This is a genomic window from Microcoleus sp. LAD1_D5 (genome assembly GCF_036702115.1).
Lineage (GTDB): Bacteria > Cyanobacteriota > Cyanobacteriia > Cyanobacteriales > Microcoleaceae > Microcoleus.
In genome coordinates, this window is the sequence record NZ_JAUBSA010000101.1 from 1 (window position 1) to 15648 (window position 15648).

10 protein-coding genes are annotated in these 15648 nt (G+C 45.3%); 5 read left to right on the forward strand and 5 right to left on the reverse strand.

Features of this window, described 5'->3' with window-relative positions; all coding sequences use genetic code 11:
* Nucleotides 1–230: 230 nt before the first annotated feature.
* Nucleotides 231–458, forward strand: coding sequence for a hypothetical protein (locus tag QUA70_RS25905; RefSeq protein ID WP_333350716.1), 228 nt, complete (start codon nt 231–233; stop codon nt 456–458).
* A 242-nt stretch (nt 459–700) separates the two neighbouring features.
* Entirely contained in the window at nt 701–3100 is a 2400-nt protein-coding gene (locus QUA70_RS25910; protein ID WP_333350718.1) for an ATP-binding protein, read from the forward strand.
* A gap of 276 nt (nt 3101–3376) precedes the next feature.
* Here the strand turns inward: QUA70_RS25910 and QUA70_RS25915 are convergent, their stop codons facing one another.
* The 3 genes from QUA70_RS25915 to QUA70_RS25925 all read right to left on the reverse strand — a co-directional run bounded on the left by QUA70_RS25915 (nt 3377) and on the right by QUA70_RS25925 (nt 7731).
* Entirely contained in the window at nt 3377–4708 is a 1332-nt protein-coding gene (locus QUA70_RS25915) for a serine/threonine-protein kinase (protein ID WP_333330201.1), read from the reverse strand.
* 153 nt (nt 4709–4861) lie between these two features.
* On the reverse strand, nt 4862–5857 hold the full coding sequence (locus QUA70_RS25920) for a pentapeptide repeat-containing protein (RefSeq protein WP_242722582.1): 996 nt from the start codon (nt 5855–5857) through the stop codon (nt 4862–4864).
* Between the two features lie 182 nt (nt 5858–6039).
* On the reverse strand, nt 6040–7731 hold the full coding sequence (locus QUA70_RS25925; RefSeq protein ID WP_333330207.1) for a hypothetical protein: 1692 nt from the start codon (nt 7729–7731) through the stop codon (nt 6040–6042).
* A gap of 70 nt (nt 7732–7801) precedes the next feature.
* Here QUA70_RS25925 and QUA70_RS25930 point away from each other — a divergent pair, with 70 nt between their 5' ends.
* Nucleotides 7802–9301 (forward strand): NAD(P)/FAD-dependent oxidoreductase, encoded by a 1500-nt coding sequence (locus QUA70_RS25930; RefSeq protein ID WP_333330210.1) that lies wholly within the window; start codon nt 7802–7804, stop codon nt 9299–9301.
* A gap of 286 nt (nt 9302–9587) precedes the next feature.
* Here the strand turns inward: QUA70_RS25930 and QUA70_RS25935 are convergent, their stop codons facing one another.
* A complete protein-coding gene (locus tag QUA70_RS25935) occupies nt 9588–10598 on the reverse strand; it encodes a leucine-rich repeat domain-containing protein (protein ID WP_333330213.1) in 1011 nt (336 codons plus the stop codon).
* A 178-nt stretch (nt 10599–10776) separates the two neighbouring features.
* On the opposite strand from QUA70_RS25935, the gene QUA70_RS25940 reads away from it, so the two are divergent.
* On the forward strand, nt 10777–11244 hold the full coding sequence (locus QUA70_RS25940; protein ID WP_333330215.1) for an ABA4-like family protein: 468 nt from the start codon (nt 10777–10779) through the stop codon (nt 11242–11244).
* A gap of 229 nt (nt 11245–11473) precedes the next feature.
* Here QUA70_RS25940 and QUA70_RS25945 read toward each other — a convergent pair whose 3' ends face one another.
* Nucleotides 11474–14395 (reverse strand): GAF domain-containing protein, encoded by a 2922-nt coding sequence (locus QUA70_RS25945; RefSeq protein WP_333330218.1) that lies wholly within the window; start codon nt 14393–14395, stop codon nt 11474–11476.
* Nucleotides 14396–14626: 231 nt separating this feature from the next.
* Here QUA70_RS25945 and QUA70_RS25950 point away from each other — a divergent pair.
* A partial coding sequence (locus QUA70_RS25950) for a quinone-dependent dihydroorotate dehydrogenase (protein ID WP_333350714.1) occupies nt 14627–15648 on the forward strand: 1022 nt, incomplete at its 3' end.

The following is a 15648-nucleotide window of genomic DNA, read 5'->3' on the forward strand; positions in this document are numbered from 1 at the left end:
TTATATTGCCGAGGAGAACTCGAATTCACTCATCTTTCTAAATGCTGTTTTCTCACTTTTTCAGCAAGCCCTAAGTAAAAAGCTTTAATCGCGATCGCCAAAGTATAAAATGTTGTTCTTTAACAGATAATTGGATTTTTTGATAGACAGCTCGAAAATTATGCTGTTTATGCCCTAAGATAGATAGACTAAGTTTTATCAAGTTAATGTCTGGGTTGAGGTCAGCCGATATGGACACAATAATAAATGCAGTAGATTTGATTACGGTAATACCGGGGTATCGCTCGATCGCGCAATCGCGCAATCGTACACAGATTCTCGATCGGCTATCTATCGGTTCCTGCGCGAGAAAGAGCGACAACCCGCCGCTAAAATTCTCAAACCTACGTCATTGTGGCGGAGGAATTGCGGGAGGCGGTGCTGCCACAATCCCAAAAGGTTGCATTAGCGACCGTTAATTGCATAGGTAGAAATAGTCCTCAACCGAACAGACATCCTCGACGAACTTGAACGCAGACCGATTATTTACAAATACATTACACCTTCCAATCTTTCAATTGATTTTACCTGTTACCTGCTAGATGGATGTGTATAAATTTTAGCAAAAAGAGGCCACGGATTCGGGATATATTCGAGCCGTAATCCGCAGCCAACCGACAGGCGAAATGGAGGCAAACCTTATCTTGGGAATTGTGTTTTGATGCTAGTAACGATGATGCACGACTTTTATGATGCACTGGCACATTTGGCAATCTATGCAGATGCCGCACCGGCGGAGCGCCAACAAATCCTTAAGCGCGTTGGGGCTAGTCAGGAAAAACTCAAAGAATTCGCGCACCATACGCCGATTAATTTCCAACACAAGTTCGATCTAGTTGAGGCAGAATTGCTTGGCGTTTTGGGACAGACAGCAGAAGCAATGGAACTTTATGATCGAGCTATTACCGGAGCTAAAGCTAACGAATATGTCAATGAAGAAGCTCTTGCCTGCGAACTCGCTGCTAAGTTTTACCTGTCATTGGGAAGGGAAAAAATTGCCCGACTCTACATGATAGATGCCTATGATTGCTATGTCCGCTGGGGAGATAGAGCCAAAATTGACGACTTAGAAAAACGTTATCCTCAATTATTAAAAGCGATTTTAGAACCCGCAAAACTCCCTGCAAATCCATTAGCAAATTTTCCAACACCTGCGGGGCAAAATTCATCCATTCATCCATCCATTCCTCCCTCTGTTTCGGCAAGCGTCTCAGATTTCGGGAATTTTTCAACACTGCTAAAAGCTTGTCAAGCGCTCTCTAGTGAAAGAGAACTCGATCGACTGATTGCCAAAGTGATGCAACTGGCGATGAAAAATACAGGAGCTGACAAAGGAGCGCTGATTTTGCCAAACGGCAATCAATGGGAAATCGCGGCTACCAGCACGATCAACAATTCGGGAGTCGAGTGGGCGATCGACTTATCATCCGCAACACTCGATGAAAATAGCGATATCTTGCCCCTCAAAATTGTTGACTGCGTTAAAAATTTATTGAAACCTGTGATTGTTCGGGATCTTGCTCAACAACGTGAGTGGGATTCCGACTCCTACCTCCTCAAATACCAACCGCAGAGCCTGTTGTGTTGGCCGATTCTCGATCGAGGCAACTTAGTCGGCATTTTGTATCTGGAAAATCGCTTAACCGCAAAAGTTTTTACCCGCGATCGCCTGCAACTTCTCAATCTCCTGTGTTCCCAGGCAGCCATCTGTTTGCAAAATGCTCTGCTCTATAAAAAATATCAAGATTACAACCAGCAATTAGAGCGATCGCTAATAAAAATTAGCCGAACCGAAGCTCAGCTTGCCGATCAGAAACAAATGCTCCAAGCGATTCTTGATGTCGCTCCGATTTGGATTTGGATGGTTGATCCCAGTGGTAAAGTACAGTTTTTGAACAAGACCTTTTCTCAAGATGTGGGCGTGCCTCTGAACGATTTCCTAGCTGTCGATCATTATAAAGATCTACTGGGGGAGAATGCAGCGGGCTGTTTGGTTTCAGATGCAGCCTGCCTTGCCCAAGATTGGCCACATTACTCCAGCGAAATTATCAGATTTGTTGACGGCAAACTACACGATTTAGAAATCACAAAAGTGCAGTTAAAAAATTCCCATGGCGAGACAATAGGGATTATTGGTTTGGGTGTTGATGCCACCGAGCGCAAGCGAGCAGCCGAACTTTTGCAAGAGAAAAATCAACAGCTAGAACGAACTTTAAAAAATTTACAACAAGCACAACTGCAAATCGTGCAAAGCGAGAAAATGTCGGCATTGGGTAATTTAGTCGCCGGAGTCGCCCACGAAATTAACAATCCGATTGGGTTTATTTCTGGCAATTTAAGCGAAGGTAAAAGAAGTTTGGAAGATGTGATCGAACACTTAGAATTGTATCGCTCCGCTGCATCGCCATCGGAAATAGCCGACCACGCCGAAGAGATAGACCTCGATTATCTTTTGGAAGATTTACCGAAGATGATTGATTCAATGCAACTCGGGTGCGAACGCATTTGCAGCATCAGCAACAGTTTGCGTACCTTCTCCAGAGGCGACAAAGACTACAAAGTTCCTTTTAATATTCACGAAGGCATTGATAGCGCTATTTTAATTTTGAAACACCGTCTCAAAGCAAACGAACACCGCCCGCAGATCGAAGTGATAACTAAATACGGCAATCTCCCTAAAATCGAATGTTTTCCCGGTCAATTGAATCAAGTTTTCATGAACCTGCTTGCCAATGCGATCGATGCCTTAGAAGAGTCAAATATAGGACGCACTTTTAGCGAAATTACCGCCAATCCCAACCGCATCACCATTTGCACGGATATAGTCGGCGAAGGGTACATTAAAATTAACATTGGTGATAACGGCATCGGCATCAAAGAGGAGGTTAAACAGCAGATATTCGACCATTTGTTCACGACGAAAGGTGTCGGGAAAGGAACTGGATTGGGGTTGGCAATTGTCCACCAGATTGCGGTAGAGAAACATGGCGGAAGCATCGAGGTGAATGGGGAGCCTGGAGTTGGCACTGAGTTTGCGATCGTTTTGCCTGTGAAGGGATAAATTTGAATTAAAATTCAATGTTTTTTGGGCGATCGAGTAATTAAGATATACTGACTTTGATTGGGGTCTTTTTTTGAAAGCCTTGGCATAACGATTTTAAAGTAGGATCATTTTTTTGATCGAGCAGTCTGGTTTACAAGCTGTTGCTACTGTACTTAATGAACCTGGAATATGTTGTATTTTAGACCCCCTATAAGTGAGTGCGTCACCCATTTTTAGTTGCGAGATGTCTATTATACAAAAAAATTAATCACCAAGGCTTCGCCCTACAAAAATTTATCTTAAATTTAACCAATCTTGAATTTCTTGCGCTAACCAAGCCGCCTCAACCTCTTTCAAATTTGTTGCTAAAGTATAAAAGTAAGTTCCCCTCTCGTTACCTGAACGAATCCTGATTTCATTTCCCTGATAAGTATTGTATAGAAAAGCACCTAAAATCTCAGAAACTTCCCCCCTTTGTCCTAAATAACTCCAACCAAATATCTGATGTTCCAGTTTAAAGTAGTTCCGGTTAAATGTAATTTTAGTACCATTGCCCAAAATCTTAAGTAACATACTTGCTACAAGCGGAAAAAATCCTAATCCCATACTGACATTTACTTGCAAATATGCTAAGACTATCGGCCAAGATAGCAGTATAGTTAATATTCCTATAAAAGCACCTAAAAAAGGCTTTCTGGCTAAAGTAGACGGAATTTTAATGTTTAACTCCGTTGCTGATTTGCTAACTTGAATGCGACTGTGAGGTGGTTTAGCAATTTTCCAAACAGTCGGAATTTGAAGATTAGCCCCTTGTATTTTTCCCGATTTCAAAGCTGCTAAAGCCTCTCTAGCCTTGCTGAAACGCTTTTCTAAGGCGATTTCCGTCATCTTCTCAATCCAGCTTACCAAAGTGGGATTCACACTCACGCGATCGCTAAACTGAATCCGAGAATCTTTCTGTGGCAAATCCGCAGGAGTCATCCCCGTTAACAAATGAATTAAAGTAGCTCCCAAAGCATACAAATCCGAAGCCGCCACCGCCCGCCCCCAAAACTGTTCTAAGGGTGCATAACCACTCGTTCCTACCACTGTAAACGTTACACCTGTCACCGCCGCTTGAGCTTGTACCGCACCAAAATCTACTAAATAAACGTGCTGATCTTCCCCCAAAATTAAATTACTCGGCTTAATATCTCGGTGCAAAACTGGGGGGCTTAATTCATGCAAATAAATTAAAATTTCTAGCACTTCAGTGGCAATTTTTCGTACTTTATTTTCTGAAAAACGCTGACCCTTTTCTAATAATTCCTGAAGAGAAAATCCCGGAATATAATCTTGTACTAACCCAAACCAAGGCAATCCTGCTCCGGCTTCCCGTTCCAGGGAAAAATAATCTCGATAGCAAGGAATGCGGGGATGATTTAGCGCCTGCAAAACTTGTGCTTCTCTTTCAAAAAGCTTGAGTTCTTCCCAGTGCATTTCCGGGCTAAAAGCTAACATTTTCAGCGTCACCTGTTCTTGAGACTCTAAATCCACGGCTAGCCAAGTTTGATGACCGGCCGCTGTGCGTCCTAAACGCTGTTGCAATTGATAACGTTCTTGTAAAATTTTTCCTGTATCTAACACAGCATTACCCTCCAGTTGTGAATGCTACAAAATGGCCTTAACTATTAAATTAATGACGGCTCTCCTACCAGCTCATTTTTACTCATAATTGTTAAATCACAGGGTCGAAGATTAACTCTTTTGGCGACAGCCTTAAATTGCTACTACAAGTAATTAGAGGTGCATTTCTCCATTCGGCATGATTGTACCGCGCAATTGAGCACCCGCTAAATTAGCCGTGCTCAAATCTGCCCTAATCAAAGTTGTGCGGTGCAAATTTGCCTCCCGCAAATCTGTTCTAGCCAGGTAAGCATCAGTCATATCAGCTTCACTCAAGTTTGCCTGATTTAAATTAGCTCGACTCAAATCAGCCCGCACCAAATTAGCTCGACTCAAGTCAGCCATGATTAAATTAGCATTGCTCAATTTTACATCAGTCATAAATGCACCGCGCAAATTAGCGCCCGCCAATTCAGCATCAAGTAACACAGCTCTTTCCAACTTAGCATTAGCCATTACAGCCCAGGAAAAATTTGTTTCTACCAAAGTTGCTTCAGTCAAAAATATGCCATCTAAAATAGCTTCGCTCAAATTTGCCTGAGTCAGATTTGCTTCTCCCAGAAATGCTTCAGTCAAATTAGCGTGACTGAGATTAGCTTTAGTCAAATCTGCACCTTGCAAATTGACGCCCCGCAAATCTGCACCTTGCAAATTTGCACCCCGCAAATTTGCACCCTCAAAAAGCCGCAACTCCTTCCGCAAATTTGCACCCCGCAAGCACGCACCGCGCAAATCTGCACCTTGCAAATTTACACCTCGCATATCTGCATCGCTCAAATTTGCATCAATAAAAACTGCCAAAGAGATGTTGGCTTTGCGAAAGTCTGCACCTTGCAAAGTCGCTCCGTGGAAGTCTGCATCGGACAAATTTGCTCCGCTCAAGTTGGCTTGATTTAAGTTAGCACCGCACAACTTTGCATTAGTTAAATTAGCGCGCTGAAGGTTAATTCTGCTCAGGTACGACATCGCTAAGTTTGCACCCCAGAGGTCAGCACTACTTAAATTGACGCCAATTAAATCGGCACCGCTCAGGTATACCCCTCGGAGATTCATACCTTGAAAATCTAGTTCTCCTGATGTATATCGCCTTAAAATTTCGCTGGCATTCATATTTGTTTTTGTTGTTAATTAGGTACAATCTGCTATTTCTAGACGGCTTAAGTTTCTGTTCGCGCAGGCGGACTTAGTTTTTGTAGCCCCAGACTTGAGTCTGAGAAACTTGATGAAATTTCTTGAATTTCAGTTGACGCAAGCGGACTTAGTTTGTGTTGCCCCAGGCTTGAGTCGAGCATTTAATGAGTTTGATTGACAAATTCTTGAGTCCAAAAAACTGTTTTGCTGCCTAACTGTCGCCCGTGAATTTTCACATGAGTAAGATATTGTGATTTTAAAGTACACAGTTTTTTGTGGATGTATGTAGCTGTAGCCTGTTGGTTTGGTACTTCAGCAGACTCTAGAATCACATGGAGCCAACCGTCTTTAAATCCCGCTGTAGCAGCAATTCCCTTAGGCTGTAGCAATTGATTAATCAATTGGGCGATCGCCTTTGGTTTGCCTTGTTTTGCCATTTCCAGAAGCTGATACTGATTTGCTTTATGGCTAGAGTGATCCTGCGGTATTTCTGAAATATCGTCGGTCAGGTTTCCTGTGATTTCAGAAGGATATTTACCGCTTTCTTTCGACTCCAATTCGATCAAAATTTCCAGCAGTTTATCTGTAAATTTTTGAACTTTTCCTACATACTCTCTGAGATTTTTATATTTCCAGTACAAACGCTCCTCTGGACTTCCCGTAGAAAATTTTCCGTTCAAAGCAGCTTCTAACTGGGTGAATATATTTTCTATTTGCGCCGTTGCGGAGTTAGCACTTTGACTGACTAATTCTGTCATTTCTTCTTCCAATTCCAACTTGCGTTTGATGGAATCGCTAATATTTATAATAACAGGAGCCGCCGGTTCTAAAATTTCGATAATAGTCGGCATTTCTGCAACAGGGAATGTTTCTACCATTTCCTGTCTGAAATCGGTAGCATAATTATTGCTGCTTTCGGGTTCTTTAAACTGTACATTTTCTGCCGTGTCTGGCACTAAGTAACTCTTTTGGGGGTCATAATGATAGTGAGATGGAGCAGCTTGAAGGATGTGAGTAATCTCGCCTGGATCAAAATAATCGCTGCGCCTGTCCACCAGCTCGCTCTCTTGATAAACACTGTTGTTTAAATGTGTCTGATCGTAATCTTCGCTAGCCGAAGATTCGGCTTCATCCGGTTCTTCCTGCTGCATTTTTGCGTAACAAGGATTCATCGCTTTGATGATTACGCTCGCAGCTTGGTCGTTTTCATCTCTGTTGTCAAGATTGCTAGCAGTTGTATACAATCGAGATTCGAGTTCGGCTAGGCTGCCACAGACATTAAACAGTTGTCGTAGTAGATTGTCAAGCTCTTGAGTTTTCAGCAGTAGCCAGTCGCGATCGCTAAAAGTAAACTGGTGATAAAGAGTTGAGAAAATTAGGATTTTCGCCCTCAGCGGATTTGTTTGCTGCAAAATTTTTTGTCGGACATCAAATAATTTGCCGGGGTTTCTTGCACTTTCTTCGCTGCTGGGTACTTCCGAACTAAAGTGCTCTTCAAATGCGGGAGCTTCCGGACCGCCAAAACTAGATATGTTTATTTCTAATTTGGTGAAATCTTCAAATTCATACAGCCGGCTAAGTTGACAGACTATGAGGTCTGCTACTAAAGCATACTCGGTTTTTTTATTAACCTTAGAGACTATACTATTTAAAACTGCTTCAATATCTTCTAACCTGCTGTACTTGGCGCACAGTTCTTCAATTAAAATCCTTAGATCTGCGCTGGCGAGTTGGGCCGGATCGTTTTCCCAGAACTCTTTACAAGCAAAAAATATTATTTTTTTAATACGCGAGAGATTCACGTCTTGTTCTAATTCGCGAACAACTTCATCTAAAATAGATAAAGCTTTCATAGTTTTCCTCCCATAAAAATACCCTGTCAACACTCAGCAAGAAATAATACAATTATACCACATTTGATAAATGCAAGACTTTGATGCGATCGTAATTGGCAGCGGTATTGGCGGCTTAGTCGCCGGCTCGATGCTAGCTCGCTACGGCGAGCGGGTTCTCGTATGCGAGAGCCACACCATAGCGGGCGGGGCAGCTCACAGCTTTTGGCGCCGGGGATTTCACTTTGACTCGGGGCCTTCTTTTTATTGCGGTTTGACTGACCCGCAGTCGTTTAATCCTTTGCGGCAAGTTTTTGATGTTTTAGAGGAATCGATCGCAGCAATTTCTTACGATCCGCTGGGGCATTACCATTTTCCAGAGGGAAGTTTACCGATTTATGCTGATGCGAGAAGTTACTTAGATGCTGTAGCTAAATTCGCACCGCAAGGTGCTGTAGAATTACAGCAATTTCAACAAAACTTATTAGTTTTGTATGAAGCTTTGCGTGGAATTCCGGCTTTAGCGCTGAGATCCGACTGGCAGTTAATACCTGTTTTGCTGTCTCGGTACTCCCCTGCTTTGCTGAAGCTGTTGCCGCTAGTAGGTGCGATCGCGGGTTCAGCAGGTTCCTTGATGGATCGGGATGTGCGCGACCCTTGGGTGCGGCGTTTGATTGATTTGGAGTGCTTTTTGCTGTCGGGTTTGAAAGCGCACGGAACTGTCGCGCCGGAAATAGCTTTTATGATTGGCGAACGATCGCGCTGTGCGATCGAATATCCTGTAGGTGGCAGCGGTGCGATCGTCGATGTTTTAGTGAGAGGTTTGCAGCGCTGGGGAGGAAAATTGCGCCTGGGATCTCCCGTGGAGCAAATTTTAGTTGAATCCGGCAAAACCACCGGCGTTCGCTTGCTAAATGGCGAAATTATCCGCGCCCCAATTGTCATTTCAAATGCCACAATCTGGGATACTTATACAAAATTACTGCGACCAGGAGATTTGCCGGAAAGCTACCGAAAAAACGCTGTGTCGATGCCAGCAGTAGACAGTTTCATGCACCTGCATTTAGGAATTAAAGCCGAAGGACTCGAAGGTTTGACCGGCCACCACGTCGTGGTTCACGATAGCAAGATTGACATTACAGTACCCGGAAATACTTGCATGATTTCGATTCCTACAGTGTGGGATGCAACTCTCGCGCCGCCCGGACATCACGCCATTCACGCTTATACATTGGAACCTTACGAAGGTTGGGAATATGGCGAATTGTATCCGCAGAAAAAGCAAGAGCGATCGCAATCTCTGTTTCAAGCTTTAGAAAAAATTATACCGGATTTGCGATCGCGGATAGTCTTAGAGTCGATCGGCACACCCCTAACCCACGCCCGATTTTTGCGCCGATATCAAGGAACTTACGGGCCTGCAATTGCCGCCGGAAAAGGCACATTTCCCGGGCCGCAAACACCAGTCAAAGGCTTGTATCGCGTGGGAGACAGCACCATGCCGGGAATTGGCGTCCCCGCCGTCGCAGCATCGGGTATTTTGTGCGCGAATACTTTGGTAAATTCCGATGTGACAGCACAATTTTTGTAAATTGGTAGAGGAAGCGGGCGGGTTTTGCCCAAGATATTTCCGGCAACTCAACAAATAGATAAACCCGCCCTCTGGGAACCACTAAACTGCTTGCTGGAGCGCTGATGAGTGCTAAAGACTGATTATCCACCAGCGGCAAAAGCGCCCAGAATTGCGATCGACAAAGCCAAACCGGGCAACAGCAGCAATCCTAACATCAAAGCATCGTGTCCACTCATCACTTTCTCCTGATATTGACGTTCAACATTATACTCTATAAACCGTCATCTTGCCTCGACCTTAAGAATTAAAACCGACATATAGATTCAGGATTGACAGGGCAAATTTTATTAACAATGGGGTTCCCGCGCAAGTCCAAGCTAGTTAACTTTTGCATAGATTGCAGGGAACTGATATCCGAGATTTGATTGTTGTACAAGTCTAGTAAAAATAAATTATTTAAAGCTTGTAGCGCACTGGTATCGGAAATCGGATTGTTGAACAGATAAAGTTCAGTCAAATTAGTTAACGATTTCAGCGGACTGATGTCTGATATTTGATTGTTACCGAGGTTGAGTTCAATTAAATTAGTGAGCGATGTCAAAGGACTAATATCTGAGATTTCATTTTGGAATAAAACCAATTTATTTAAGTTAGTTAGCGATGCCAGGGGAGTAAGGTCAGATATTTTATTTCCGAAGAGAAACAGCGTAGTGAGATTTTTTAAAGAACTAAGCGGGGTGAGATCCGATATTGTATTATTGTAAAGGTAGAGTGTCTGGAGTTCAGTTAAGTTTTCCAGAGGAGCGATATCTGAAATTTGATTGTTGTAGAGGATCAGCGCATTTAAGTTCGTTAAAGCTTGCAACGGAGTAATGTCGGAAATTTTGTTGTCAAACAAGACAAGTGCGGTAAGATTAGTTAGACCTGCTATGGGACTGATGTCTGAGATTTGATTGGTATCGAGAACGAGTCGAGTCAGATTTATTAGAGATGAAAGCCCGCTGATATCTGATATTTGATTAACATCCATAATCAGAGTTTTCAGATTGGTTAAAGATTGCAGGGGAGCGAGGTCAGATATTTGATTACTGCCGAGGATGAGATTAGTAAGTTGAGTGAAAGATGAGAGGGGACTGATATCGGTAATTTGAAGATTTTTGAGGTTAAGTTCTGTTGTATTATAAAGCAGTTCATTGGCTCGATCGCACTCGGAAGAATCTGATACTTGCAACAGTATTTCTACCGTATGTTTAGCGTCGGGCGAGAGATTTTCTTTGTGCTTGCACCAATCTGGAAAGTTATTATAAGTTGTCATGGGCTGTGCTGCCTTAATCGATTTTAGATGGGAGATTTGAAATTTTAGATAAGTATAGCAATTCTATTTCATTTGTGAATGAGATTTTTTTCGGGTTTTGGGAAATTTCAGCAAAAATTGTGTAAAGTAATCTTAACATCCTTAATTGAATTGCATTCGCAGGAGCCAAGAGCCAACTATGACACCAGAACTAATTTTTAATGCCAGTAATCTGTTCGTTGTGCCTTTCTGGGCAATTATGATTTTATTACCCAACTGGGGAATTACCCGAAAAGTGATGAATTCCTTTATTCCGTTTGCAGTGCTAGCCGTTTTGTACATATATTTGTTTGGTAGCAGTCTGACTGCGGAAAATGCGGCTGCTTTGTCGAATCCTAAGTTAGCAGATATTGCTAAGTTTCTGGGGGAAGAAACAGCGGCGGCTACGGGATGGATACATTTTTTAGTGATGGACTTGTTTGTCGGGCGCTGGATTTATTTGGAAGGGCAGCGGACAGGAGTTTGGACGGTTCATTCTTTGGCTTTGTGTTTTTTTGCTGGGCCGATGGGATTGCTTTCTCATATTGTAACTGCTTGGATTACTCAAAGGTTTTTCCCGAATTCTGAAAGTCTTTCAGGGGCGGACAAGATGCCCGATCCACAATAATAAAATTGATGTATTGTGGAACGGGCCGCTGGTGGCCGTTAGTTTCTAAGAATGGTGCAAGATATCAGTAACAATATAGATCGTAGCTAAACCAGAAAGAGGTTGATGACGATTTACCTTTGGGTGGGGGCGGGTTGATGAGATTATTGGTCTTAGGCCGAGATTGTTGGTGAAACCCGCCCCTGCAATCATCGAGCGCAGCTTGGAGCTTTTACAATATTTTACAATATTAAGAATTGGCTAGGGGCAGCACTAAACGAGCCACAATTAAATTGTTTTCTAACATTTCTAAAGAAAAGTTTCCCCCCATTAAGCGTATTGCTCGCTGACAAATTAAGAGAGTTTGGACGATCGACCTATTGGAACTAGAAACGGCTAATATGTCCGGCCCGGAACCGCCGTTGAAGGCAGCAATTAACTGTCGATCGCACGCGCCGCTATCGATCACAGACAATTCTAGCAAACCTTCCCCCAACAACTGAGAGCGAATCTCAATCTTGTCACCAACTCCAGAGCGCCTGCAAGCAGCCGCGAGCAATTCGCACAGGATCAAATCCAGCTTGATGCTGTCGCCGCGAACGCTCAAAGTCTGGCCGGCCCGCATCGACACAGCAGTTTCTCTGTGCACCTCCAGCAAGACTTGCGACTGTTTTACCAGGGAGGCCGTTCGATCGATCGATCGCCTCAGCCAAGCGCTCACAGGCACTGCATCTTGTCCGAATTGCAGCCGCCAATGTTCCTGTTTCAGCAGCAAATGAGTTGACCCCAAAGCATTGCCCATTTGCCGCAAAACCTGTTGGTAGCGCAAAATTTTCAGAGCATCTTTTTGCTCCTTCGCCGACTGCAAAATCGACTGACTCAACTCCCCCAACTCCTTCACCCCCGCTCCCACAGTGCGGTAAAACTCCTCAAAACGGCGCTGTTTGTACCAGTTGAGCAACTCCAGATCCAATCGCTGCGACTCGGCTGCCGATTGTACCGCCAAATACCTGCGCCACCAAGCCAACTGAGACGCCATCGAGCTGAGTAAACTCACCGACAACTCCGACCACTGGCGGCCCGGAGCGTCCGCAGCCACCACAATGCCCGCCGGAGCGTGTTCTGGGGCCGTCCGCAGCGCCACCGTCAGAATCTCGCCAATTCCCGGACTGCGGAGCCACCGCTTCGTCCCCAGTGGCAGTTGGCTCGTGCTCTGTTGCAGTACGCCCGCTTCTGCCAGGGTTTGTTGGATCAAAGCATCTGTTTGGACAGGAATCACGGCATCGGGATTGAGGGCAAATACGGGATTGGCAGCTAGCGCCGTCGCAATTGAACCTTCCTCCTGACCCGGATTCCAAGTAATTACGGCTACTAAAGGACAGGAAAGTGTTTGGGAAACGTGTTGAGCAAAGTTACGATCGAGCTTTTGTAGCGGCAACTCTGGGAACATCGTCGGTGAAGCAGCAGATATTGGTTGCTCAGATTGCTCCTCCTCAGAATGCTGCAAAACCGCCAAACCCGATTTGAGCGAGCGCTCAAATTGCTGATATTTTTCGATTTCCGCACTCTGCTGCCAGGAGTGCAGGATCAATCCTAGCTGTTGGCCCACTAGCCGAACTAATTCTTGCTCTGATCGCTTCCAAGTGCGAGTTGCATTGTGTCCGACAACCAGCAAACCCTCGATCGATTTTCGATTGGCGATTTTCGATTTGAGATTGGGGTTTTCTCCCTCTTGATTTTTCCTCCGAGTGGTCGATGCCAAAAGCGATCGCACCCCCGCCTCCGCCAGCACTTCCCGCCAAGCACCCAACCGCCCGTCTTCCTCCCAATTTTCAATAGCCAGAGGTGCACTTTCTTGCAACAGCCCCACGTCAGCCACATCGAGGGCGTTGAGTGGCGACGGCACTGGCCTGCGGTTGCGGGGCAAATTTTGGCAGACAATCTCAAAGCGATTTTGTTCTTCGCCGTACAGCAGCAGCAAAAAGTATTCGCATTTGAGCCGCCCGCACAACTGCTCAGCGGTATTTTTCAAAGTCGCCTCCCAGTCAGCATCGCTGTAGATGGCGCGAGCTATTCCGGCAGTTAAATCTCGATCGATCTCAGTTTGCTGAATTTTCTCCTCCATCTCCGACACAGGAGCCGTCAGAGCCACTAACTGCGCCACTCCCTGCAGGTAATGCTTTTCATTGTCTTGCCAAATCCGGGGTTCGCTGGCTTCGACTGCCAAAAATCCCAACAATTCCCCTTCGGAAACAATCGGCGCAGCCAACAGAGAGCGAGCGCGGATTTGCTGCATCAACCGCCCCGTCAGCTCAGTTTTCAGAGAACTTTGAGATTCACCGATCCAAACCATTTCTTCCCTGCCCAAAGCCTGATAAAATTCGCCCAAGTCTTGGACGGTGATGCCCGAAGCCGCTCGGCTCGGCCCGCCCAAACCCGGAGTAACTTCGCGGTTGCTGACTCGGCGCCAAAAATAGCGTCGCTCTCGCTCGAACCAATAAACATTGGTGCGCGTCGGCTCGATAAACTCATGAGTTTGTTCGACAACCGCTTGCAAGTATTGGTCGAGCGATCGCAATTCCCCCAACTGCGAAAGCAGCGCTAAAAGAGACTCGTCTGGGTGTTTAACTTGTTGTCGCTGCCAGTCTTTTTCTATTTGGTAAAGAGCAGTTGCCAGCGCTCCAAATACGATCGCCAACTGCGTTTTTTCCCCCGACTTGGGCGACGCTCCCCACACCTGGGTGCCGAGCAAAATCACGCCGTAGCAGCGGTCTTTGTAGCGCAGCGGAAACAGAGTCGTGCCTTGAATATTGAAAGTTTGAGCTGCTTTGCGCCATTCTCCGGCTCTGTTTTCCGATCGCAAATCCGGAACTCCCACCGGGCGGAGCTGAATCACCACTTGTTCCAGCAAATCCCCCGGGCTGAGGGCAAACCGCTGTTTGAGAAAAGACTGGTCGCCGTTAGGAGTCATGCCACCTTTGCCGAACAATCTGTGGGCCTGTCGATCGTACAACCCGATCCAAATCAACCGCCAGTCAAATTCCGCTTGCAAGTAATCGAGTGTTGTCGAAAGTAGCACTTCCACATTCTCCTCTTCTCGGAGAGTCTGGAGAACGCGCTCTAGGGTCGCGATTTGTTCGTCTAAATCCTTTGGTCTTTGCTGCTGCCCCATTTCCAAGCTTCCCCGCACCTTTGTCTAATTTAAAATTACTCACTTAAAAATTCAAAAAAATAAAATGCAAAAGAGTCAACTTATAATATAATCGTCTCACTTATCCTTCAATCTCAAACATTGGATAAAGTCGATCGAAGTTGAAGCAGAAACTTCGCCTTCGCTGTCGGCTCGTGAATATTTTTACTTTCCTTCTCATTTCTAATTTGTAAATTGCCCCAGTACAAATCATTGGATATTTATCAATCAAGTGTACGCCCGCTGTTGTTTTCGGTATTGAAAACCGATGCTGAGTGGCTGCACAACCGCACTCTTCAAGTTCTCGAACTCGCAGCCCGATCCCAGTCAAACCCCGCAACCAGCCAAATGCTCTGGCGATTGCAGAAATCTTTGGGAGTCGAAGATTCTCGCCTCGAACAATCTTTGTGGGGACTGAGCTTTAAAAATCCTGTCGGCTTGGCTGCGGGATTTGATAAAAACGGCGTAGCTGCTGACATTTGGGCAAATTTTGGCTTTGGCTTTGCCGAACTCGGCACTGTCACTTGTCAACCACAGCCGGGAAACCCCCAACCTCGCTTGTTTCGATTGACGGAGGACAGTGCAGCCCTCAACCGCATGGGATTTAACAATCAAGGAGCCGCGGCAATGGCAGCCCGGTTTCAGGCAGCACAGAAACAGTCAAAATTCGATGCCTCGCGCCCGATGCCTCAGTCTCGGTTCCCCTTGGGCATCAATCTCGGTAAATCTAAGGTAACACCGTTAGAGCAGGCAGCAGCCGACTATTTGGAGAGTTTTAAGCTGCTGAAAGATTGGGGTGACTATTTTGTAGTCAACGTTTCGTCTCCGAATACGCCTGGGTTGCGATCGCTCCAAGATGCTGCTGGACTTAGCACAATTTTGGAAATTTTGCAACAAGAAAATCAGGGAACCAAGCCAATTTTAGTCAAGATTGCGCCGGATTTGGAACCAGAGGCGATCGTATCAATCCTCGACTTAGCAAAAACCTACCAACTAGCAGGAATTATCGCCACAAATACCACCATCCGCCGCGACGGATTGAAAACACAAATATTGCGAGAAACAGGCAAGCCAATCGCCGAAGAAGCCGGGGGAATTAGCGGGCTTCCAGTGCGGGAGCGATCGACAGAAGTAATCCGATTTATCTGGCAATATACAAAAGGCGAATTGCCCATAATTGGAGTTGGCGGCATTTTCACCGCCGAAGATGCTTGGGAAAAAATAGCCGCCGGTGC